21 protein-coding genes are annotated in these 24,195 nt (G+C 42.5%); 10 read left to right on the top strand and 11 right to left on the bottom strand.

Annotation, left to right across the window (positions count from 1 at the left end; all coding sequences use genetic code 11):
- Positions 1–249: 249 nt before the first annotated feature.
- Complete coding sequence (locus tag EPB74_RS11510) at positions 250–1,812, top strand: FAD-dependent oxidoreductase (RefSeq protein WP_274904268.1); 1,563 nt, start codon at positions 250–252, stop codon at positions 1,810–1,812.
- A gap of 164 nt (positions 1,813–1,976) precedes the next feature.
- Here EPB74_RS11510 and EPB74_RS11515 read toward each other — a convergent pair whose 3' ends face one another.
- On the bottom strand, positions 1,977–2,654 hold the full coding sequence (locus tag EPB74_RS11515; RefSeq protein WP_079692710.1) for an LOG family protein: 678 nt from the start codon (positions 2,652–2,654) through the stop codon (positions 1,977–1,979).
- Positions 2,655–2,997: 343 nt separating this feature from the next.
- Here EPB74_RS11515 and EPB74_RS11520 point away from each other — a divergent pair, with 343 nt between their 5' ends.
- Positions 2,998–3,894 (top strand): alpha/beta hydrolase family protein, encoded by an 897-nt coding sequence (locus EPB74_RS11520; protein WP_274904270.1) that lies wholly within the window; start codon positions 2,998–3,000, stop codon positions 3,892–3,894.
- Between the two features lie 34 nt (positions 3,895–3,928).
- Here the strand turns inward: EPB74_RS11520 and EPB74_RS11525 are convergent, their stop codons facing one another.
- Complete coding sequence (locus tag EPB74_RS11525) at positions 3,929–4,624, bottom strand: putative quorum-sensing-regulated virulence factor (protein WP_274904272.1); 696 nt, start codon at positions 4,622–4,624, stop codon at positions 3,929–3,931.
- 215 nt (positions 4,625–4,839) lie between these two features.
- On the opposite strand from EPB74_RS11525, the gene EPB74_RS11530 reads away from it, so the two are divergent.
- Positions 4,840–5,439: a M23 family metallopeptidase gene (locus EPB74_RS11530; RefSeq protein ID WP_274904274.1), complete on the top strand. Its 600-nt coding sequence runs from the start codon at positions 4,840–4,842 to the stop codon at positions 5,437–5,439.
- Between the two features lie 147 nt (positions 5,440–5,586).
- On the opposite strand, the gene phoR is transcribed toward EPB74_RS11530, so the two are convergent.
- The 3 genes from phoR to dtd all read right to left on the bottom strand — a co-directional run bounded on the left by phoR (position 5,587) and on the right by dtd (position 8,088).
- Positions 5,587–6,684, bottom strand: coding sequence for a phosphate regulon sensor histidine kinase PhoR (gene phoR / locus EPB74_RS11535; protein ID WP_089554483.1), 1,098 nt, complete (start codon positions 6,682–6,684; stop codon positions 5,587–5,589).
- A gap of 95 nt (positions 6,685–6,779) precedes the next feature.
- Positions 6,780–7,484 carry a phosphate regulon transcriptional regulator PhoB gene (phoB, locus tag EPB74_RS11540; RefSeq protein WP_079692715.1) on the bottom strand — a complete coding sequence of 235 codons (705 nt, stop codon included), beginning with the start codon at positions 7,482–7,484 and terminating at the stop codon, positions 6,780–6,782.
- A gap of 148 nt (positions 7,485–7,632) precedes the next feature.
- Positions 7,633–8,088, bottom strand: coding sequence for a D-aminoacyl-tRNA deacylase (gene dtd, locus EPB74_RS11545; RefSeq protein WP_274904277.1), 456 nt, complete (start codon positions 8,086–8,088; stop codon positions 7,633–7,635).
- A gap of 200 nt (positions 8,089–8,288) precedes the next feature.
- Between dtd and asd the strand changes: the two genes are divergently transcribed.
- The 6 genes from asd to phoU all read left to right on the top strand — a co-directional run bounded on the left by asd (position 8,289) and on the right by phoU (position 14,670).
- Complete coding sequence (gene asd / locus EPB74_RS11550) at positions 8,289–9,122, top strand: archaetidylserine decarboxylase (protein ID WP_274904279.1); 834 nt, start codon at positions 8,289–8,291, stop codon at positions 9,120–9,122.
- Positions 9,123–9,474: 352 nt separating this feature from the next.
- Entirely contained in the window at positions 9,475–10,632 is a 1,158-nt protein-coding gene (pstS, locus tag EPB74_RS11555; RefSeq protein WP_274904280.1) for a phosphate ABC transporter substrate-binding protein PstS, read from the top strand.
- 180 nt (positions 10,633–10,812) lie between these two features.
- The gene (gene pstC, locus EPB74_RS11560; protein WP_274904282.1) at positions 10,813–11,763 is read left to right on the top strand and encodes a phosphate ABC transporter permease subunit PstC; all 951 of its coding nucleotides are present in this window, start codon (positions 10,813–10,815) and stop codon (positions 11,761–11,763) included.
- 87 nt (positions 11,764–11,850) lie between these two features.
- Positions 11,851–12,765, top strand: coding sequence for a phosphate ABC transporter permease PstA (gene pstA, locus EPB74_RS11565; protein WP_274904283.1), 915 nt, complete (start codon positions 11,851–11,853; stop codon positions 12,763–12,765).
- A 231-nt stretch (positions 12,766–12,996) separates the two neighbouring features.
- Positions 12,997–13,776 (top strand): phosphate ABC transporter ATP-binding protein PstB, encoded by a 780-nt coding sequence (gene pstB / locus EPB74_RS11570; protein ID WP_274904326.1) that lies wholly within the window; start codon positions 12,997–12,999, stop codon positions 13,774–13,776.
- A gap of 156 nt (positions 13,777–13,932) precedes the next feature.
- Positions 13,933–14,670 carry a phosphate signaling complex protein PhoU gene (gene phoU, locus EPB74_RS11575; protein WP_274904327.1) on the top strand — a complete coding sequence of 246 codons (738 nt, stop codon included), beginning with the start codon at positions 13,933–13,935 and terminating at the stop codon, positions 14,668–14,670.
- A gap of 22 nt (positions 14,671–14,692) precedes the next feature.
- Here phoU and EPB74_RS11580 read toward each other — a convergent pair whose 3' ends face one another.
- The 6 genes from EPB74_RS11580 to fadB form a co-directional block, all read right to left on the bottom strand.
- Complete coding sequence (locus tag EPB74_RS11580) at positions 14,693–15,298, bottom strand: DUF1287 domain-containing protein (RefSeq protein WP_274904285.1); 606 nt, start codon at positions 15,296–15,298, stop codon at positions 14,693–14,695.
- Positions 15,299–15,414: 116 nt separating this feature from the next.
- Positions 15,415–16,044: an HD domain-containing protein gene (locus EPB74_RS11585; RefSeq protein ID WP_274904287.1), complete on the bottom strand. Its 630-nt coding sequence runs from the start codon at positions 16,042–16,044 to the stop codon at positions 15,415–15,417.
- Positions 16,045–16,230: 186 nt separating this feature from the next.
- Positions 16,231–16,806 carry an isochorismatase family protein gene (locus tag EPB74_RS11590; protein WP_079692724.1) on the bottom strand — a complete coding sequence of 192 codons (576 nt, stop codon included), beginning with the start codon at positions 16,804–16,806 and terminating at the stop codon, positions 16,231–16,233.
- Positions 16,807–17,008: 202 nt separating this feature from the next.
- Entirely contained in the window at positions 17,009–18,721 is a 1,713-nt protein-coding gene (locus tag EPB74_RS11595) for a rhomboid family intramembrane serine protease (RefSeq protein ID WP_274904288.1), read from the bottom strand.
- A gap of 204 nt (positions 18,722–18,925) precedes the next feature.
- A complete protein-coding gene (gene fadA / locus EPB74_RS11600; protein ID WP_274904290.1) occupies positions 18,926–20,098 on the bottom strand; it encodes an acetyl-CoA C-acyltransferase FadA in 1,173 nt (390 codons plus the stop codon).
- A 143-nt stretch (positions 20,099–20,241) separates the two neighbouring features.
- A complete protein-coding gene (gene fadB, locus EPB74_RS11605; RefSeq protein WP_274904291.1) occupies positions 20,242–22,401 on the bottom strand; it encodes a fatty acid oxidation complex subunit alpha FadB in 2,160 nt (719 codons plus the stop codon).
- A 734-nt stretch (positions 22,402–23,135) separates the two neighbouring features.
- On the opposite strand from fadB, the gene EPB74_RS11610 reads away from it, so the two are divergent.
- Entirely contained in the window at positions 23,136–24,185 is a 1,050-nt protein-coding gene (locus tag EPB74_RS11610; protein WP_274904293.1) for a polyprenyl synthetase family protein, read from the top strand.
- The last annotated feature ends 10 nt before the right edge of the window (positions 24,186–24,195 follow it).

A 24,195-nucleotide genomic window follows, 5' to 3' on the forward strand; every position in this document is an offset into this window, starting at 1 on the left:
TTACGTATTTGCCATCATATTACTTGTAGTTTTTCGTACAATAAGGCTATGAAAATTAAGAATTACTACACAATGGAAAATATGACCATTGCGGCCTAATATGACGGTTGAACTTGTCTGGCTCTGCACGCATATCAATATGCATAAGCCACCTAATGAATATGCCAAGTACCACTTTAATCAACATTTTAAGTGACACTTGATGCAAATGCTATTAAGGATATGAACACGAAAATGACTCACTCTTTTATGATAAATAAAGCGCACTCCACCAAACGCGTTGGTATTCTCGGTGGTGGTACGGCAGGGGCAACCATCGCTATCCGCCTTGCGGCGTTAGGGCTTGAGACTTATGTTTTTGAAAAAAACAAATCGTTAATCGATGGTCCACCGATGTGCCATTTGCATGCCGGTGGCAATTTATACCGTGAAATTCCTGACGAAGACTGCGTCGCGCTGCTCGAACAATGCATCGATATTTTACGTCTTTATCCTTATACCATCGATGTACGCCCAACGGTATTTGCCGTTCCGACTCGCGATGAAGGCTTGCCACAAGATTTGCTGCCGCGTCTCGACATATTGACCGATGCTTATCGCAAGCTTATCGCCGAAGATGCTAATAACAAAGTACTGGGCGAACCTGAAAATTATTATCAATTATATAATCATGAACAGCTGATTGAGCTGTCTGAGCGTGAACAAGTTGCAGTACCACATACGGTTGACGAGTGGATGATACCGGTCGCGAAATATCTGGATTTGAATAAAGTCAAATTTCCACTTATTGTCGTACAAGAATACGGTTGGAATATTTTTCGCTTGGCTGCCTCTGCACAATTGGCGTTAGAAGGTTATGAGCATGCCCATATCTTTACTGACACTCAGGTTAAGCAAGTGATGCCTGTCGATTGTGAAAATTGCTCAAACGCTGACCATCATGTTACTAAGTGGCGTATTGATTATCAGCAAGCTGCCAGTTCCGAACGTGAATCTGAATCTAATGGCGAATTTAAATCTATCGAAGTGGATTACTTAATCAATGCTTGTGGCTTTCGTACTGGTGTGATCGACGATATGGTCGGCGTAAAAGTCACACGCATGGTCGAGTTTAAATCCTCTTATATTACCCACTGGGGTGACACTGGCGGACAGATACCAGAGATTATCGTCTATGGCAATCGCGGTACACCAGAAGGTATGGCGCAGCTAACCCCTTATCCGGGTGGCTATTTTCAGATACATGGGATGAGTAAATTTATCACGCTGTTCGATGATGGATTGGTCGCTTCCAGTAAAGACAGCGCCCAACCTAAATTGCCACAACAATATGTACACTATATCGAAGATGGCTGGGATAAAGCGCCTCTACAAGCGCGTAGCCAGCAAGCCATTGATTATGTGGCTGAGTTTGTACCAACCTTCCATAGTGCGCGTAGCGTTGGTAATGCCTTATATGGTGGGCAACAAATTCCCGGTGAAGATGATACCTTACGAGTCGCCGATGTGAGTCTATATTCTAATATACGCTATGCGCGCGCTGAAAATGTCAAAGCGTCATCGACTTTGATAGCGGCGGATCAAATTGTCGATGAGTTGACGGAGCTTGGTTTGCTTGATTATGATACGCAAGCAAATCGGAATCGTTATGCTCATAAGTGGGCGTATCTAGCGCACAACGATAGTATAACTATTGATACACTTGCCTGTACCTTGGCTGAAGAACGCGGTTTTCCGCTGGCGATGGCGGGCGTGAATCACGGTATTTGCGAGATGACTTTAGATGATTTAAACGTCACTGAAATGCAATAACTTACCAGTGACTAATAGCTTTTTAGCAATAGCATTAGTCAGGAGCTGTTCTAAAAACCAATCAAAAAAAAGGAGAGAATGACTAATCATGAGTCATTCTCTCCTTTTTTATATAAAGCTATTTTCTTTCAGGATACTGTCATAAATACCCCTTACGCTAGCCTTTAGTTGCCAACCATTTTTTCAGTGTTGACAGCGTCATCTATTTTTACCAGTGTTTTTAGCAGGTCAATGGCATCATTAATCGTATTACAAACCACCAAACGCTCAAGATCTTCTCGCTTCATAAAACCTTGTTCAGCGGTATATTTTAAATGCTCAATCATACGATCATAAAAACCATTGATATTAAGAATAATCATCGGTTTTTCATGCTGATACAACTGGCGCCATGTAGCAATTTCCATAATTTCTTCTAATGTTCCAAGCCCGCCCGGCAAGGTGATAAAGGCATCAGCATATTCTGCCATCACTGTCTTACGCGTGTGCATAGTGTCGGTCAAATGTAGGCGAGTTAGCTGCTCATGGGCAATCTCATGCTTTAGCATAAAAGTTGGAATCACACCGACTGCTTGTGCACCGCCTCGAATAACCTCGTCCGCGACCGCACCCATCAAACCGATACTCGCACCGCCATAAACCAGACCCATACCGTTGTCTGCCAAAGCACTACCAAGCTCGCGTGCTGCCTGCTCATATACTTCATTATTGCCCAAGCGTGAACCGCAGTACACCGCTACTAATGGCATGGTAAGCATTGATTTATCCACTGCTTTTTCAATATGAGTAATATCTTGGCTAGTAATAACTTCATAAGTGTTATTGTTAATTTTCATTTGCATATAGCTTCCTTAATTTTCACATCGATTGTTTTTATTGAGAACTTGTTTATTAAAGCATCTTTATTCGTACGTATTGAATATTTTAATTAAAGATTCAGTCGAGTCTTTATGGATAATATCATGCAAGATAAACTGCAATAGAACTTAGAAGTCATATTTGAACGCCTTCCCTACTGAGATTTATTTTAACATAAGCAATGCTATCACGCGGTAGCAACGATTTATCACTACGCAATTACTACATTTTTAAGGCTACACATTGGCAGCTTATGGCAAATTAACACTTTTTATGTATCAATAAAACTCGCTCATAAGAACGACAAAAATATATTAAGGTTCAACCATGGAAAGCACCTCTACCAATACTCAAATAGACATTTACTCATTAAGCATAATGACTGATCGCAATCAAGCATTGGCGGCGACCGTATATCGCCCTGAAAATGAAGTAAAAATAGCGCTGATGATAGCGCCAGCAACAGGTATCAAACGTCAGTTTTATCATAATTTTGCCACTTATTTGGCAGAGCGTGGCTTTGGTGTACTGACTTTTGATAATGAAGGTATCGGTGAGTCGCTTTCATGCGATTTGGCAAAATGTGATGCTTCTTTAATCAGCTGGGGCCGTCATGACATGCCAGCCGTCCTCGATGCTTTGCAGGACGAGTTTACCAATGCCACTTACCACTTAATCGGTCATAGCGCGGGTGGTCAGCTGATTGGTTTGATGCCCAATTATAAAGCTATCGCCTCAGTATTTAATGTTGCCTGCTCATCAGGTCGTATTAAAAACATGGATATGCCTTATAAGCTCAAGGCAATGGGTTTTATGGATGCTTTTATTCCACTCACGAACTTGGCATTAGGTTATACGCCTTCGGATAAAATCGGCATGGGCGAACCGCTACCACGTGGCGTTGCTCGTCAATGGCGCGAGTGGTGTAATGGCGCAGGTTATATCAAGACGGCGTTTGGCAAAAGCATACATCGCCATTTTTATGATGAGATTGACATCCAAGCATTGTGGCTAGGTTTTAGCGATGATGAAATTGCCAACAGCAAAAATATGGATGATATGATTCGCGTCTTTACGCAGATGCCGGTAGAAAAGCGCTTTTTTGCCCCTACAGACTTTGGCCTAAAAAGTATCGGTCATATGCGTTATTTTAGTCGTAGAACCAATGTCAAAGCACCTGAGTTGTGGCAAATGGCCGTTGATTGGTTGAACAAACAGCAATAGATTCAATATTCTATTTAACGCCAAATCAAGCTATTTAATCTGTCGAGTTTACCGCCTCCGCTTCTGCCTTGATACGCTTAGTCAATGCAGAATAAAGTGACGGCTGCATATTATGGATGTTACCGAGCATCCATTTAACATAGCTGATGGGCACTTCTCTAATCAGCTGTCCTTTATGTTTACCAAAGGGCATTTTACTCACAGGATTGGCTTTGTTGGCGATAGCATGGGCAGCCACAAAATCAGTCGGCGCAATCTCTAAACGCTCGCAACAAGCCTGATAGAGCAAATAACACATGCGCGCATCACCTAACGCGTCATGAGCCGCAATCGTCATCCTACTCGCCTCACCCTTGCCCAATAACTGCTCAATACACTTAGACTGACCATAAGCGCTCCATTCTGGAAAGGCAACGCGCGCCAGCCTAACAGTACAAATCAGCTTGGCCGATGGACTGCCAATAACACGCCAATCAAAACGTACGTTGTGACCAATTAAATATTCCGGTAATTCAAATTCTTCCAATTCAAAACGTTCAAGCCCAGCCACATCATCATCAGTGATACCATGAATTCTAATCACGACTGATGATATTGAGCGTCCACTATTAAAGTATTTCATCCACTCAAAGCCAGTAGCTACGTTAATCGTTGCCACTTGAATAGGTCGTGGGTCACGACCTTGATCGGTTTCGGTATCGATAATAAGTGCAGTATTAAGATTTATCATAAAAAATCAATCATAGAAAGTCATTCATAAAAAATTGGCCATCAATACCCGCCTTAATAGTCTAAAAGAAGCGTTCTATTAGAGGGGTTATAGTTATAGTTACTGTATTTATATTTATGGGGATAAAAACCAGATATAACAATGCTATACAAACGTTAAAGGACAAGATCAATATAATATTAGTTAAAACAACACAATAAGTTTAAGAGACGTCGATGCGACCAAATGAAGAAAACCAACCACCACGACCAGCACAACCAACATTGTTAAGCCGTATGCTAAAGGTGCTGATTAAGGCTGCTGTGCTATTAGCGCTGTTATTTGTATTCGATAAACTCGTACCAAGTATCAGCCAACAAACACAGTCATTTGTGCTGGCAAAATGGCAGCAGCTAAGTCTGTTACAACAAGAACCGCCGACCGAAAACAGCCTGCCCAGTCCGCTGCCAAAGCAGCATCTGACGGATACTTGGGGCGCTGCGCGTAGCCAAGGACGCTCCCATGAGGGGATTGATATTTTTGCAGATCGAGGTACGCCGATACAAGCAACGACACAAGGTATCGTCAGCAAGGTTGGAGACGATAGATTGGGTGGGCGTGTAGTGGTGGTCGTGGGACCCGGCGGTGCAGGACATTATTATGCGCATTTAGAAGACTATGCTGACATCTCTCCCAATGACTGGGTCAATGCAGGCGATATCATCGGTTATGTTGGTGATAGTGGCAACGCCAAAGGCACGCCGCCGCATGTGCATTATGGGATTTATATTAATGGCAGCGCGGTAAACCCTTACCCACTTTTACAAAAAAATTAGGCTATTTGAAAAATTTATCAATCAAAATTAGGTCGTGTTGATTTATCAGAACTGTGTCCTAAACAACGCAAAAATTAACGACCAATTAGGCATCTTTACTAGATTTGAAACGCACTATTTATACCTATCAAGAAGGCCGTTTTGTCGTCAACTTATCGATGCAGATCGCACATGAGCAGCTGGAAACACCATGCTAAAGGTTGAGCCTACCCCTTCTACTGACTCAATTTGCAAGTTGGCCTCATGCTGATATAAGACGTGTTTTACAATCGCTAGTCCCAGTCCCGTACCGCCTGTGGCACGGCTACGACCTTTATCGATACGATAAAAGCGCTCAGTCAAACGCGCGATGTGCTCAGGGGCAATACCAATCCCATTATCTTCGACGGCAAACCGGCAGCCTTCTGCTGTCTTGGTCCAGCTAATAGCTATATTGCCGCCCTTTGGGGTGTATTTAACGGCATTAATCACCAGATTGGATAACGCACTATTTAGGTACATCTCTGAGCCTTGTAGCCCGTCATAAGTATCTATCTGCAAGTGAATGGTATGGCCATATTCTTGATTATAGGCTTGCGCATCATCATAAACATGCGTAAGCAGCTTGGTCATATCGATATAATTGAGCTCGTGCGTCTCTTCGATTTCAATTCGAGATAACAACAATAAGTCATTCACCACTCTATTCATACGAGCCGTCTGCTGGCTCATCAACTCAAAACCACGTCGCCAATGCGCTGGCATATCTGGCTGATCTGAGAAATTCTCTAGATAACCCATCATCACGGTCAATGGTGTACGTAACTCGTGCGAGACATTCGCCACAAAGTCGCGGCGCATTTCTTCCAAGTTATGCAAGCGCGTCACATCATAAATAATCAGTAGCTTTTCGTCACCAAAAGGCGTGAGCTCACACTTTAAATAGCGATTAGGATCTCGCCACGACACCATATGCACACCATCATGAACGCCATCGCCATCATTAGGCGTCGTGGCCGCTTGATAATATTGACGAAACTCAGGCACCCTAATAAAATCAAAGATGTGCTTGCCCTTATCAGCTGCTTGCAATAACAATAAATCTTCTGCCGCCTGATTCCACCACTCTAGACCATCATCGTCATTGAGCAAAATTACTGCATCTCGTAATGCTAGTAGAGCGCTTCTAATTTTTTTCAGCTGATCGGTTGTATTGTGCTGGGAGATTGGCTCTAATTTGCCTTGTTGATTATTTTCGGTCGGCATTATCATTCTCATCAATTAGATTTACTACTATTAGCTGCATTAGGTCAGCTTCTATTGTTATTCCATTTTCTATTAGATGGCACTTTTATAGTGAATTAGATGGATTCAACCAGACTAGAAAATCGATAACCCGTACCGCGTACCGTTTGGATCAACGTATTACAATCATAAGGGTGTAGTAATTTTCGTAAACGCCGAATATGTACATCAATGGTTCTATCTTCAATATAAACATTGCCGCCCCATACTTGATCTAGCAACTGTGCTCGCGTATAAGCACGCTCTGGATGACTCATAAAAAATGCCAATAAGCGATATTCTGTCGGACCCATATCGATAATTTTATCATCAACCATGAAACGCTGGCTTTTGGGGTCTAGGCTTAGCTTTCCTATTTCGATAGGCTTATCGCTACTGAGCGCACTACTACGACGCAATACCGCTTTGATTCTTGAGATTAATTCACGGGTAGAAAAAGGCTTGGTCATATAGTCATCAGCGCCAGCATCAAGGCCATGAACCTTACTGTCTTCTTCACTTTTGGCAGTCAACATAATGACTGGTATCTCAGCGAGCAGCGCATCATTTTTAAGCATACGGCAAAAATCGATACCACTTTTATCTCCGGGCAGCATCCAATCCAATAAAATCAGCGCCGGTCTGTGATCCACCACTTGCTGATGCGCCTCTGAGACGTCAGCTGCCTGTAAACTCTCAAATCCAGCCATCTCTAGCGTCATGACGAGCATCTCACGAATCGCAGGTTCATCTTCAACAATCAAAATTTGCTCATTATACATACGGCATTCTCAGTGTTAGAGGACAAAATCTAGCCTATCAAAAGGCGATAAACGCACGCGCTAGCTTCTTCCTATTAAACGAATTAATTATGACAGCTTGATGACATTTACTTTTAAAATTTTAATATTTGGCATCAAGTCTAATCGCTCAACTTACTTCTAATAAAAAGTTTAGCGGTCCATCATTGACGCTCGTAACTTGCATATTAGCGCCAAACTGACCCGTTGCAATAGCGGGATACTGAGTCTTTGCATAAGTAACCAGTTGTGCAAATAATACCTGTGCCGCATCAGGTGCCATCGCGCCGCCAAAATCAGGGCGACGACCTTTATCCGTTTTTGCCATCAAGGTAAATTGTGATACCAATAATAACCCGCCAGCCACTTGTTGGACATTTTTATCCAGTTTACCGGTTTTAGCCGGATCGTCATCATTTTCAAAGATACGATAAGTGAGGATTTTATCGACTAAGCGCTGCGCACTTTGTAGATTATCATCGTGACCCAAACCAATATATGCCAATACCCCATGCTGAATAGAGCCAACGCAGCAGTCATCAACGCTGACGCTGGCATGATTTACCCGCTGGATAAGTGCTCTCATTACTTACTTCCTTTAACGATTATGGTCATACAGTCAGCTGCCGACCATGATAAAATGTATTTATTTATGAATGTTACTATCTATTAATATCACTATCTATAAGTGTCACTGTCTATTATTTTCTAGCACCATTTTTTATTTTAATAATTGCTTTTTTATTTTCATCACTACTTTTTTAATCACTACTTTGGTCATCTATTATGAATGTATTTACTACCTTACAACAGTTTGTACCCCAACAAAAAATCAGCAAAGTGGCTGGACGCTTAGCCGCCAGCCGCCATCCTTGGGTCAAACGCGCTTTCATTCGTAGCTTTGCCAAAGCTTATGATGTTAGCTTAGATGAATATGAGCGTCAAAGTTTAAACGCTTATGAGAGCTTTAATGATTTTTTTACCCGTGAGCTACAAGACGATGCGCGCGCTATCGATACTACCATCAATGGTATCGTCAGTCCTGCTGATGGGATGATATCTCAGCTTGGGCAAATCAATGACCATAAGCTTCTGCAAGCCAAAGGTCGCGACTATGATATCGGGCAGCTATTGGCTAACAGCGCCGACGGCGATTATTTTGCTGATGGTAGCTTTGCCACTGTCTACCTTGCCCCAAGTAATTATCACCGCGTCCATATGCCATTTGATGGTACCTTAACCACAACCCGTTATGTACCTGGCACTCTATTTTCAGTCAATAATACAACGGCAGCAAATGTACCTGATTTGTTTGCTCGCAACGAGCGCCTAGTCTGTCTGTTTGATACCGCCTATGGTAAAGCGGCTGTTATCATGGTCGGTGCGATGATTGTCGCTGGGATCGAAACGGTTGCGACGGGTAAAATTAGCCGCACCGATGACATTCAAGAAGCGGATCATGATATGAGCTTTAAGAAAGGCGATGAGCTTGGACGTTTTTATTTAGGCTCGACCGCGATTGTGGTACTGCCAAAAGCAGCAAACACTGATTGGCAAAATACTATGAAGCATGGCTCAACGGTACAAATGGGTCAGTTACTAGGTAGCGCTAAAATTTAGTCCCATTTATCTAAGTAACAAACGTTTTTAACGAGTAGCATTGATAAAAAAGCATAGTCAGTAATAACATTACTGACTATGCTTTTTTATTTGCCTTGTATAACAGAATCTCGATAAAAATAATCGCTTAACCCCTTCTCTACCTCCCTATCTATAAACGCCTTGTTTTGTAAGCCGCTATTCTTTTTTGCTAGTAAGGCTTTATGTCATCAAACTGTCATATTCATTTGGCACACTCTCCTTATTAACCGCAGAGCATCATTTCAGCAAACCCCAGAAAACCCCAGAAAACTATTGTCATTGTTATTTATAAATGCTTGATACTCAAAATTGATTAATTTTAGGAGAAATAATGCGTCATTCATTAATAGCTGTAGCAGTCGCTGGTGCTTTTACCTTAGCCGCCTGCAGTCAAACACCCGATAGCAATGAAAGCAATGAGCCTGCCACAGCAGCCCAAGCAACTACGGCCTCTAGCGGTGACTCTACAAGTAACGCTAGTGCTAGCTCAGCTGAAAATGTATCGATGAATATTACAGGGGCTGGTGCTTCTTTTCCGCAGCCTATCTATGCTAAGTGGTCAGATGCCTACAACAAAGCAACAGGTGGACAAGTTAACTATCAGTCAATCGGCTCATCCGGTGGTATCAAACAAATCGTTGCGAAAACGGTTGATTTTGGCGCATCTGATGCCCCTATGACGCCAGACGAGTTAAACGAAGCCGGTCTGATTCAATTCCCAACCGTTATCGGCGGTGTGGTTCCTATCGTTAATATTGATGGTATTAAGCCGGGTCAATTAAAGCTAAATGGTGAAATGTTAGCGGACATCTATCTTGGTAAAATCAGCAACTGGAACGACCCTGCAATTGCTGCCATAAACCCCGACTTAACCCTTCCTGACGCGGCTATTACCACGGTATTTCGCTCAGACGGTTCTGGTACGACCTTTAACTTCACTGACTATCTAGCAAAAGTGTCAAGCGCTTGGAATGACAGTGTTGGCGTCGATAAGACAGTGAAATGGCCAACGTCAGCAACTGGTGCGGGCGGTAAAGGTAACGAGGGCGTTTCAAGCTACGTGACGCGTATGAAAAACTCTATCGGTTATGTTGAATATGCTTACGCTAAGCAAAACGGCATGTCACATGTGGCCCTGAAAAACGCAGCTGGTAACTTTGTCCAGCCTTCTGCAAAAACCTTTGCTGCTGCTGGTGACATCGATTGGTCACAGCAAGAAGGTTTTTATAAAGTCATTACCAACTCCGAAACAGCTCAAGCATGGCCTATCGCCGCTGCCACTTTCATCTTAGTACATAAGCAGCCACAAGATGCCAAACAAGTCGCTGGTGTATTAGCATTCTTTGATTGGGCATACGCTCAAGGTGGCGATGATGCTCTCGCACTTGATTACGTTCCTTTTTCTGATACTGCCGTTGCTTTATTTAAAGCAAAATGGAATGAAGTCGTTGATAGCAACGGTCAGCCTGTCTATAAGCCTGCACAGTAACCTGTTTATTCTAGTGATTGCATAATCACTGTCGAGCCAACCTCTCAAACCACTATTCTCCGGTATGGGTTTGAGAGGTTTTATCACAGAAAATTTAAAGATTTTTTTAAGTTTGTTGTGATAAAACCTCATTGACTCTTTTACTATTTTGACTTGATTCTATTCAACGCTGAGACACTTATGAATGATTTAAGGTCCCAACTGGCAAAACAAAAACGCTACGATGCCGTTTTTGTGAATGCGACCAAAGCCTTTGCAATCTTGGTGCTGCTGTCGCTTGGTGGCATTCTCCTCTCATTAATTGTGGGTGCTTGGCCAAGTATCACTGAGTTTGGACTAGGGTTTTATACCAGCAATAACTGGGATACGGTGAACGATCAATACGGTGCACTCGCGCCCATTTATGGGACGGTTGTCACCTCGTTTATCGCGATCTGTATTGCCGTTCCAGTTAGCTTTGGGATTGCTATTTTCTTAACAGAATTATGCCCCAATTTTTTGAAAAAGCCTTTGGGTATTGCTATTGAACTGTTGGCGGGTATCCCTTCTATTATCTACGGTATGTGGGGATTGTTTGTGTTTGCGCCATTTTTTGGCGATCACATTCAGCCTTGGTTTATTGAAAATATTGGTCCCCTACCTATTATTGGCAAAGTATTTACGGGCGCGCCCATGGGGCTTGGTATGTTTACCGCTTCATTGATACTGGCGATTATGATTATTCCTTTTATTGCCGCCACCATGCGCGATGTTTTCTCTGTGGTACCTGATTTATTAAAGGAATCCGCTTACGGTATGGGCGCAACCACGTGGGAGGTGATGTTCAAAATCATCTTGCCTTATACCAAAGCGGGCGTGGTTGGTGGGGTGATTTTGGGGCTTGGTCGAGCGTTGGGTGAGACGATGGCAGTGACCTTTTTAATTGGTAATGCCTTTAACATCAGCCCAAGTCTATTCACTTCTGGCGTTACGATTACATCGGCATTGGCCAACGAATTCGCTGAAGCTTCAAGTGAGTTACATTTAGCGTCATTATTGCACTTAGGTTTAATTCTTTTTGTGATTACCTTTATCGTGCTGTCGATATCTAAGCTGATGCTCATGCGTATTGACCAAAAAGCTGGCAATTAATAATAGTGAGCTCCTAAATACCATGTAGCTGCTAGATAGCTTGTGATATTTAAAGCAGTTATCTGATTCAAAAAGGACAAAAGCCTGATGACTTTAGCAACAGTCGATACTCATACTGCCCAGATTAGCCAGCCTGCTTTAAGCTTTGAAGACCGCTATGACAAGCGCTTATATAACAAGCGCCGTTTTATCAATAGATTGGGGCTTGGTTTTGCTCTATCAGCGATCGTATTTGGTTTGTTTTGGCTGGTTTGGATTTTGATCACGCTGTTTGTTGAAGGCTTTCAAGGTTTAATAAAAATGCCTGTCTTTACAGCAGATACACCGCCACCTATGGGTGAGGGTGGTCTGCGTAATGCCATTATTGGTTCAGTGATGTTGGCTTTTTCAGGTTTAGCCATTGGCGCACCCATCGGCATGATGGCAGGCATATATTTGGCTGAATTTTCACATGGTAGTCTGTTAGGTAAAGTCACCCGATTTTTAAATGATATTTTACTGTCTGCTCCATCTATCGTTATTGGGCTGTTTGTTTATGCGTTGCTGGTCAAAGGTCAAAGCTTTTCAGGCTGGGCAGGTGCATTAGCATTAGCGCTGATTGTGATTCCCATTGTTGTACGTACGACGGAGAACATGCTAAATCTTGTGCCTAATACCCTGCGTGAAGCTGCCTATGCACTAGGCACACCGAAATGGAAGCTGGTCAGTACGGTCACGCTTAAAGCCGCCAAAGCAGGTTTGACCACAGGTGTGCTGTTAGCGTTTGCTCGTATTACGGGCGAGACCGCGCCATTACTATTTACTGCGTTAAATAACCAGTACTTTAGTACCGATATGAGCCAACCGATGGCAAACTTACCTAATACTATTTATCAGTTTGCCATGAGTCCTTATGACAACTGGCATGCGCTGGCTTGGGCGGCGGCACTACTAATTACTATGACAGTATTGCTATTGAATATTGCGGCGCGCTTTATAGGCGGTAAAGATCATACAAGATAACTTACTATCTGAAAACTTTGAAAACCATAGTGAGCAGTACGGCTGATAACCCACTCCTCCTTTAACGATATTTAAAAATAGCTGGATACGATTATGACTGATGTACTAGAAAGAAAAGCCGCTAAGCAGAAAACAGATAAAGGCAGTATCAAAGGTCGTTTACTAGGTCAGCCAACCTCTACTAATAGCCAGCACAAGCAGCCAGATAGCGCTCATCTGACCAAACAAACCATGGCAGATATGCCTGACAATATGCCGCCTGCTAAGATTGCCATTCGGGACTTGGATTTTTATTATGGTGATTTTAAAGCGTTAAAAAACATCAATATCGACATCCCAGAAAAAAATGTAACTGCGTTTATTGGACCATCAGGCTGCGGTAAATCAACACTGCTACGCACGCTTAACCGTATGTACGACTTGTATCCTAACATGCATGCCGAAGGTCAAATCATCTTGGATAACAAAAACATTTTGGCTAAAGACGTGGATGTCAATTTGCTGCGTGCGCGGGTGGGTATGGTATTTCAAAAGCCCACGCCGTTTCCCATGTCCATCTACGACAACGTGGCATTTGGCGTACGTCTATATGAGAAGCTGAGCAAAGTAGAAATGGATGAGCGTGTCGAGTGGGCACTAAAAAAAGCGGCGTTATGGCTCGAGGTCAAAGACAAACTTAAAGCCTCAGGATTGTCATTATCAGGTGGTCAACAACAACGACTTTGTATCGCCCGTGGGGTGGCAACGAAACCTGAAGTACTGTTATTAGATGAACCGACCTCAGCGCTTGATCCCATCTCCACTGGCGCTATTGAAGATTTGATTACGGATTTAAAAAACGACTATACGATTGCTATCGTAACGCACAATATGCAACAGGCTGCGCGCATTTCCGACTACACCGCTTATATGTATTTGGGTGACATGGTAGAGATGGGTGAGACAGATCAAATATTTACCAACCCAGCACAAAAAGCGACTGAAGATTATATTACCGGTCGTTATGGCTAAGTTGCTCTTTATTTAAAGAAGTTGTTTATAGCGGTTATTTATAGCAGTTATTTATAGCAATGATTTATAGTGGTCCTTCATAACCATCATCATTTTGGCAATATCTTTATGACCAATACCAATACGATTAAGACCGATTCGATTAAGGAGGTAACCATGCTGGTAACTGAAAAGCATTTATCAAAGAGTTTTGATAATGATTTAAATGAAGTTATTGAGTTGTTTATGCAAATGGGGCGCATGGCAGCAGAGCAAGTCATGGTTGCGACCCGTGCATTGATAGCAGCAGATGAGGCAACAGCGAAAAAAGTGATTACTGATGATGATCTAATCAATCAGTTAGAAATTAAAATCGATGAGCAAATTATTTTATTGGTTGCTAAGCGCCAGCCAGCAGCGAATGATTTGCGCTTAGTCATGGCCATTAGCAAAGGCATTGTTGACTTTGAGCGTGTGGGTGATGAAGCAGAAAAGATAGCGCGTATGGCATGCCAATTGATTGAAGATGGTGCTTCACCAAGAGGCTATTCAGAGGTTCAGCATTTATCCAATCAGGTGCGTTTAATGCTGCTTGATGCGCTTGATGCCTTCTTATGGATGAATCCTCAGCAGGCATTTTCGGTATTGCAAAGCGATGTGTCTGTTAATGAAGAGTATCAGTCTGCCACTCGCTCCTTGATGACCTATATTATGGAAGACAGTCGTCATGTGTCTAAAGTAATTAATATACTATGGGTATTGCGCGCACTCGAGCGTGTGGGCGACCATGCTCGAAATATTGCTGAGCTGGTCATTTTTTGTACCAGCGGCAAAGACGTGCGGCATACGGATTTTTTACGGGTAGAAGAAATTGTACAACAAACCACCAATGCTGGCATGAATACTAACAAATAGTCTCTCTAACCTTGTTTTAAAATTAATAACGAAAATGTTTATTAATAGGATAGGCAAACAAAATATTCTCTTCTTGCGTACCGCGTCCGATATTATGAATAATCAGCGGTGTGCCATCAGCCGCTGTTTTGTCTGATACGATACCTGTATGCGGTAAATTGCCGTTCGGTAGTCGCCATGTCACCACATCTCCTGCCTGAAAGCTGGATTTGTCAGTGATTGATAACGTCTGTCCGTGACGCGCAAAAAACACTTCAAGATTGGGTACACGGCGATGGTCGATATTTTTATCGGTTGATTTAAGTCCCCAAGTTTTTGGATAGCTTGACCAGTTGGATTTCATATCATAGTTGAGCAATTGCTGTAGATCTATATTTTGCAAGCGATACGCGCGTACGATAACATCGGTACAGACGCCGGTATTTATCGGTACATCACCGCGTGGAAAATCCAGCTTACGATAAGTAGGATCATAGCTGGTGGTAATGCCGATTTGTTTTTTGGCATCGTGTGCCAATTTACTGCCATCGCTGATAGGGGCAATAGCTTGAGCCATTTGCGCCAATCCTAGCAGGCTGATAAAGGCTAGCGATTTAGCGAAGGTTTTATAAGTATCAGATACTCTCATGTGTCGATCTCTTTGTTATTAATTTAACTATAAATGCTCTAGCACTTGAAAATCTAGCATTTGAAAATCATGACGGGCTGTAAAACACTTAAACGATCAAATCATCTCTTATCCATTTAAGCATCAATCAACCAGCCCTGCGCCGTCGCAAATTCAATCTGTCGTACCTGCCAATCATAAATACTCGGAAAGCTGTCTTTAATAAAGGCATGCGCCCCGCTCACTTGCGAGCGCGTAACGTTAGAATCAGTCCACGTTTTGCCATTCGTATTTAGATTGAGTAAAAACGGCAATAAGCGATCAACTACTTTCAGCAACTGAGTTTCTTTGCTGCTGCCAGTTTCCTGCTCTTCCCAAATCTCATTTAAACCTTTAATACCATTACCGCGCTCAGCTTGTAAGCGCGCAATGCCTGCACGCTCTTCAACGTGCGCATCACTGCGTGTATCAGCATATAAAAAAGTATCGCCTGCATCGATTTCACCCAAATCGTGTACCAGTGCCAGCTTTAGCAATTTCTCATGATTAACATCCAACTCGAACAACTCAGCGATTGACCAACATGCCATCGCTAAATGCCATGAGTGCTCAGCGGAGTTTTCCAAACGAGTCGTACCTGTCACGTAACTGCGCCTGTTAACTCGTTTAAGGGCATCTAACTCTAGTAAAAAATGAGTGACATTATCTATATCAATGTTTGAGGCAAGCGTTGGGTTGGTTAATAAGATGGAATTGGTTGATGACATAAATTTTCTCTTAACTTTTCTACGAATGTATAGCGCTTTATCTTATCTTTAAGCACCAGCGGTTATTATACATTTTATGAGTGTTATAAAAGAGGATGCTAGCCTGTAATTAACTGGCGTTACTATAAAAAGAAAATAGCGCTTATTTTAGTAAGCGCTATCTGTTCTAAATCGAGCAAAAAACAACTATTTAATCAAGTTGCTAATGGTTTTGAACGCAGGGTCTTTACTACTTCGGCATAGCTCAAACAGAATAGTTTCAACCGTGGTAATGACACCACCGGCACGGCGAATACGGCGAATGGCTTGCTTTTTATCATACGGAAAACGCGAACCAACCGCATCACCAATAATGACCGGCTGCATACCATTATCTAGCAAATCAAGCGCGGTTTGTAAGACACAAACATGAGTTTCAACGCCGAACAGTAAAACAATACTGCGATTTTGCTGAGCAAGGTGATTCCATGAATCGTCATTGTCGCAGGCGCTAAAAGTAACTTTTTCAAAGCCTTTGGCATTATCGCCTTCTAACAACTCACGAATTTCGGGCAAGGTTTCGCCTAAGCCCTTTTTATACTGCTCGTTGAGCATAATTGGAATATCAAGCGCTTGCAAACCTTTGATCAAAGTCGTTATTTTTTTGATAATATTTTCATGGTCATAGATATGCGGGGTCAGACGTTCTTGGACGTCAATTATCATTGCTTGGGTATTTTCACGGTCAATACGGTAGGTACGATCAGTAATCATGGTGGACATAGTACACTCCTTGTACGGCTGACTTTATTGTTAAAGGCTATGTTAGTTTTATCATTGATATTATCATTATTAGCCTTACACTCATTTAGTCATAGTTTGCTGAGTGCGTCAATGGAGATAGTCTCTAATAATGATTAATAACAATTCATCACGCTTGATTTATACTGCTTAGCATAGGTTTTTGATTATGAGTAGCCAATAACTATATATTATGGCGTCTAGCATTCCTTAATAAAGGCTGTTTTTGAGTCATTACCATGACCAAACCAAGAACAATACCAAAACATAAGGTTAAAAGATAATACACCATATAACTGAGCGTGTTTATGAAAGCAAAAAACATACTGTTTAAAGTAATAATCAGTATGACAGCCACGGTAGCACCATATAGCTCTCTATGCTTTTTGTTAAAAATCTTATAAGTAATCAGTATTATCGCTATACCAAACAAGCCAAATATAGCGCTCCAAGCACCTACCATGTCCATATCATAATAGAGAACACCTAAAATATTGGAAAAGATTCCACATATAAAAAAGGCAATCATAAAACGTACAGGACCTAATACTTTTTCCAAAATATAGCCAGCAGCAAAAAGCATCCCTAGACTCATTACCAAATGCATAATCCCTGCATGTACAAAAAGCGATGTCACTACCCGCCAATATTTACCAGCTTGCAGCGCGTCTGTGCTCAATCCGCCTACCTTATCTACCTGCCTAGACAAGGGATCAATGATATCCATACCCATGAATACGGTCAGGATAAATGCGCCTATACAAGTCAGCATTAACACTAACGTTGCAGGTTGTTTTTTATTACTTCTAAACAAAGCTACTAGACTTTTTGACACATCCTTCACTGGATCTCGTTTTTTTACATGCTTTTGTTTTTGTATGTGTTTTCGCGTGCCTTTCTTTTCTTGATTATCAATATCTGCTGCCAGAATGAGTAGTAAGCACACTCCCATACCAATAACAAATGAGCCAAACCCCCAGACGAAATCTCGCTCTAAACTGTCAACAAACAATCCTGATTCAGGTACCAATATCAAGGGTGTTAAATTAGACTGCTTATCAACTGTCGAAATCGTATGTAAGTAGCCACTTCTCTGATTTGACGATTTAAGTTTCTTAAAGTAGCTGATAGTAGAGAGGTCTTTGGCTTGATATTTGTGGCGAGAGTCATTAATAAATGCTGAGTATTGACGGTCTTTAATACTTTGGTCTTCACGATTATCGTAGCTTGTATGGTAACTAGAACCTAGCCAAATATTATCAGCGGCCCCAAATGGCGTCGCAATGTAATAATAAACATGCAATGTCGAGTCAAAATACCGTCCACTGACTACTTGTGTCTCTATATAAGAAACCTGCTCTGATTTTAGTGGTTTAAAATTATCCACCTTGAAATACTTTTGTTTTGGATAGTTACGAACATCATTCAGGTTGTTTACTTCAATAACCTCGTACGCAGCTTTAGACAAATAGTTTTGGCTGAGAACAAGCGGTATCACTAATGCTAAAACCATCGTTATAAAAAAGTAGCCTGAACTACTACGCTGAACCCACTTTAAAGTCAGAAGCTCGTACCTCGGCCATATCCAAATACTAACGACTAAAATAGATAAAAGAAAAGGAATACCAAAATCCCAGTAGCTTTCTTTTAAAGGTAGAACGTCTAGATAAACATCCAGTAACCAGCGTAAAGCACCAAAAATTAGAATGCTGAGGATACTTAAGCCCAAATAAGGAAAAAATACCTGCTTTAGTTTTATTTTAGTCGACCCTTTAGTACGTTGGGGTTTCTTCTCCTTACGCTTGGTAATTTTACGCCTATCCTGTTTACCTACTCTATTTCTGCTTCTATTTTTATTCTTATATCTATACTGGCTTCTTTTATTGTTATCTCGCATTTACCTTCACCATTCATTTATAGCAAACCACGCCCCAACTTTGATGACTTTCTTCCTTAATCGATAAAACCTGATTGGATTCAGCATATTTACTCGTATTACTTTATTGCAAACACAAAAAAGCGCCTCTAACATTAAGTTAGAGGCGCTCATTTTACAAGATATCAAAGCATATTAATCAACAAATATCAGCTTAACTGAAATTTACACACGTTCAATAATAGTCGCAATACCTTGACCAAGACCGATACACATCGTCGCTAGACCAATTTCAGTATCTGATTGCTCCATGGCGTTTAGCAAGGTCACTGTGATACGCGCACCAGAACACCCTAGTGGATGACCTAATGCAATCGCGCCACCGTTGATGTTGACGATGTCTTGCTTATCCGTCAAGTTCAAGGCTTTTAGCACTGATAAGCCTTGTGCTGCAAACGCTTCGTTTAGCTCAATGGTTTGCATATCATCGATGCTCATGCCAGCACGCTTAAGCGCTTTTTGAGTAGCTGGAACAGGACCGTAACCCATGATAGCGGCATCACATCCAGCAATTGCCATACTACGAATACGAGCACGAGGCTTTAGACCTAGTTCTTTGGCTTTTTGCGCGCTCATGATTAGCATCGCTGATGCGCCATCAGATAATGCAGATGAGGTAGCAGCCGTTACCGTACCGCCTACTGGATCAAAGGCTGGGCGTAACTTTTGCATTTGCTCCATCGTTGCATCCGGACGAATTACTTCATCGACAGTACATAGTTGCAAGCGACCCGCTTCGTCATGACCTTCGATACCGATAATTTCATTATCAAAACGACCCTCTACCGTCGCAGCCCATGCACGGCGATGCGATTCAAGACCAAAAGCATCTTGCTCTTCACGGGTGATGTTATTCATACGACCTAGCATTTCAGCGGTCAAGCCCATCATGTTTGACGCTTTAGCATAATGCTTTGACGCTTCAGGGTTCAGATCAACGCCATGCATCATGCCGACGTGACCCATATGCTCAACACCACCGATGATGAATACATCACCTTGGCCAGTCATAATTTGCGCAGCAGCAGTATGTAGCGCCTGCATAGAAGAACCACATAGACGGTTAACGGTTTGACCGCCAGCTGTCTTAGGGATATCAGCAAGTAGACCAATGTTACGACCGATGTTTAAACCTTGCTCTAGCGTTTGGTTAACACAGCCCCAGATGATGTCTTCTACATCACGTGGGTCAAAGTCATTACGCTCAACCAATGCACGGACCAATTCAGCAGACATGCTATCAGCGCGGACATGACGGAACATACCGTTTTTGGTTTTACCCATCGCTGAGCGTACGCCATCTACGATGACCACGTCTTTTGGACTTAAAATTGTCATACTATCTTCCTTTTCAATTTTTATTGTCAGTGGCAGTACTGCCATGCTCGCCTATCTAATTTAGAAGGTTACTGATAATAAATAAATTACCAGTAATCTTATCGAGCACGTGTACTGCACTTCATCCTAGTAATGACTGCCTATTACGCGGTGGCGTAAAAGGTCTCGCCTGCTGCTGCCATATCGCGAATCTTCTGCGGGGCTTCATAAGCTTTGCCAAGGTGCGCGTATTTTTCACACAGTGCCAAGTAGTTATCTAGACCCATTTGGTCGATATAACGGCAAGGGCCACCGCGGAATGGTGGGAAACCAACACCCATAATCATCGCCATATCCGCTTCTGATGGCGTGCTGACGATATTGTCTTCTAGGCAACGGACGGTTTCATTACAGAACGCTAGCATGGTGCGGTCGATAATCGCTTGATCATCAAACGTTTGCTTGTCGCTATCAGTAGTGGTTTTTAACAGCTCATAAGTCGCTTCATCAGCAACTTTCTTTGGCTTGCCGCGTTTGTCCATTTCATATTTATAGAAACCAACGCCATTTTTCTGACCTAAGCGTTTGTTTTCATATAAAAGCTCAATCGCGCCTTTATAATCAGGCTTCATGCGGTCAGGGAAACCTTCTGCCATCACTTCTGCGCCATGTACGCCCGTATCTAAACCGACAACATCGATTAAGTACGCAGGACCCATAGGCCAGCCGAATTTTTCCATGACTTTATCGACATGAGCAAAGTCAGCACCTTGCTTAAGCAATAAATCAAAAGCGCCAAAGTATGGGAACAATACACGATTAACTAAGAAGCCTGGGCAATCGTTAACGACAACAGGCACTTTGCCCATTTTAGAGGCTAGCGCAACAGTCGTCGCAATCGCTTCTTCAGATGATTTCTCACCGCGGATAACTTCGACCAATGGCATACGATGTACTGGGTTAAAGAAATGCATACCAACGAAGTTTTCTGGACGCTCAAGTGCTTCAGCCAAGAAAGTAATAGAAATAGTTGAAGTGTTTGAGGCTAAGATACAATCATCTTTTACCAAGCCTTCGACTTCTTTTAGTACCGCACGTTTGACGTTTGGATTTTCTACGACCGCTTCGATAACGATGTCAGTCTCAGCAAAATCGCCATAATTCAAAGTAGGACGGATACGGCTTAAGGTTTCACCCATTTTAGTTGGGGTCATTTTGCCGCGATCGACCATTTTACCAAGTAACTTGCTGGCTTCGCCCATACCAAGGTCTAATTGCTCAGACTTGATATCTTTCATGATGATTGGCAAGCCTTTGCTGGCTGCTTGATAAGCGATACCGCCGCCCATGATGCCTGCGCCTAGTACCGCAGCTTCATTGATTTCATGTGCTTTTTTGCTATGCTGCTTGGCTAACTTCTTAACCAACTGATCGCTCAAGAATAAACCAACCAAGCTTTCTGCTTGTGGGGTTTTCGCCGCTTTTGCAAAACCAGCGGCTTCTACTTCGATTGCTTTATCACGTGGTAAGTTAACGTGTTTTTCCATCGCAGCAATAGCCAGTGCTGGCGCAGGATATTGCTTCGGATTGGCTTTGGCAAAAATCATACCTTTGGCACTGTTAAATGCCATCGCTTGCTCAAGCTGATTTAATTTAACTGGAACCAGCTTCTCTTCACGCTTCGCTTTCCAATCAAGCTCACCTGAGATACATTTTTTGACCAAATCAATGGCCGCATCTTGCAAGTCATCAGCAGCAACGGTCGCATCGACCAAGCCTAGTTTTAGCGCATCAAGTGCTTTCTTTGGTGTACCAGTCGCAATCAGCTCAAGCGCATTATCGATACCAATGACACGCGTAGTACGAACCGTACCACCAAAACCTGGGAAGATACCCAGTTGAGTTTCTGGTAGACCGATGATCGCTTTGTCACTCATGACACGGTATTCACAAACCAAGGTCATCTCACAACCACCGCCAAGCGCTGCGCCATTGATAGCTGCTACTTTCGGGAATGGCAAATCTTCAAAGCGATTAAAGGCATCATTGATATTAATAACCCAATCTTTAATTTCTTCTTCTGGCTGCTTAAAAGACGCCACAAATTCAGTGATATCAGCACCAGCGATAAACACGCCTTTGCTTGATGTTACGATCAAACCTTTAACGTCATCCGCTTTTTCTAACGCGTTAACAACTTCAGCAAATTGCTTATTAGTTTCAGCATCAAACTTGTTCACGCTCTCATTTTCGGCGTTGTACTGCATGTTGGCGATGCCATCCTCTAGCATTGTCACCGTAATGCGATTTCCTTGGTATACCATTTGGAACTCCTTGCTATATAACGAAAGCTACGTTTTAAAATTAAAAGTTTTAAAATTAAAGTACATAGCCAGTTATTGTTAGAAAAATGGGTAATAGCACCGCTAATCTGTACTTTTATTACAATTATCACAAGCAACGTTGTGGTGATGTGGTTGTGATAGTTGTAATAAAAGCAAGCCAGATTAAACAGTGAAGATATCTTTATTATCCAGCGCTTATGCTTGTACATTTATAGCTATGTACTGATGTTCTATGTACTTATATTATATTACTACCGTTGTAGCTGTTGACTGAGAATTGGTCTGATAGTCGTTTTTCGATTAAATAATGGTGTAAAACCCCACTAATTAATCGCTAGACCAATTTCACGCCAATTAGTGTAGGGGATTATGCCCCCGACTGTCACAAGCTAATACCATACTCGCAAGTCATTCTTAAATCGACAGCAGCCCTTTACCTGACTAGCAATCTGCCTTAAGTGATTGTTTGTATACTAGAATTAGCGCGTGAAAAGCAAACGCTTAACGTAACCTCTTATCAAAACATATTCAGCCGCTAAGTTAAGTCGCCAATACGTAACAACGGCTTGTTATCGTATTGCAGTGTTTCAAACGGTTTTTTTAACCCTAAAGCGTAAAAAATGATTCACGGAGGCAACGTGTGGCAGAAGGAATATAATCTATCATGCTACACTAACGATATTTTTATTATTCACCTGATAGATGGTTGGATTATGACTGTTTCTTTTACGCCAAACCTTGCAGATAGCTGCTTTATGCCTTTTACCAATACCAAGCAGTTTCATCACGATGTGCGCACGCAATTAGCCCAAGATATTGACGTGTTATTTGCTTATGCTGAGCTGCCAAGTCCGCTGCTTGATGCGTGCCGTTATGTAATGACCGGTCAAGGTAAATTGGTACGCCCATTATTAGTCGCCAGCGCCTTTGCTAGCACCTATAATAATAATTATAGTGAAAATAGCATGGCTAACGCCGATGGTTTGGAAGCTTTGTTAGAAAACGACTCGGATTATGATATGTGTCGCCGTGCTGCGTTGGCAGTAGAGTTGCTACATACTTATTCGCTGGTGCACGATGACTTACCGTGTATGGACGATGACGAGCTGCGCCGTGGTCAACCAACTGCGCATATCGTCTTTGAAGAATCAACCGCCCTGCTTGCAGGAGATGTATTACAGACGCTAGCCTTTGAGGTATTAACGGCAGAGATGCCCACCTTTGCGCCTTTTGATTCAGCTATCGCCAGCCAGCTATTTGCTATCTTTGCACCGCGCGCACGGCGTATGGTGTCCGGTCAAATGCTAGATCTCAATGCCGAAGCCACTACTGGCATTTCACAAAACGATTTAGAAGCTATCCACCGTGATAAAACCGGTGCCTTGATTGAAGCAGCCATGCTGATGGGCGGCATTTGTGCTGGCGCTACCGCTCCGCAGCGTATGGCATTACAAGAATGCGCCCAGCATATTGGTCTCGCCTTTCAAGTACAAGATGATATTTTAGACGTAACGACCTCTACCGATACGCTCGGCAAACCTGCCGGCAGCGATGAAAAACTAGACAAATCTACTTATGTAAAATTGATGGGCGTTGATAATGCCACTAACTATGCGCAATCGCTATTTAATGATGGACGTGCAGCAATTACTCGTGAGCTTGGTAGTGATGTTGATAGCAGTATTGGTGACGGCATTAATAAAAGCACAGAAGGCGATGCGCTATTGGCACTCATCGAATGGTTATGGGCTAGACAAAAGTAAGTTTGTGCGT

This window comes from Psychrobacter sp. DAB_AL62B (genome assembly GCF_028895345.1).
Lineage (GTDB): Bacteria > Pseudomonadota > Gammaproteobacteria > Pseudomonadales > Moraxellaceae > Psychrobacter.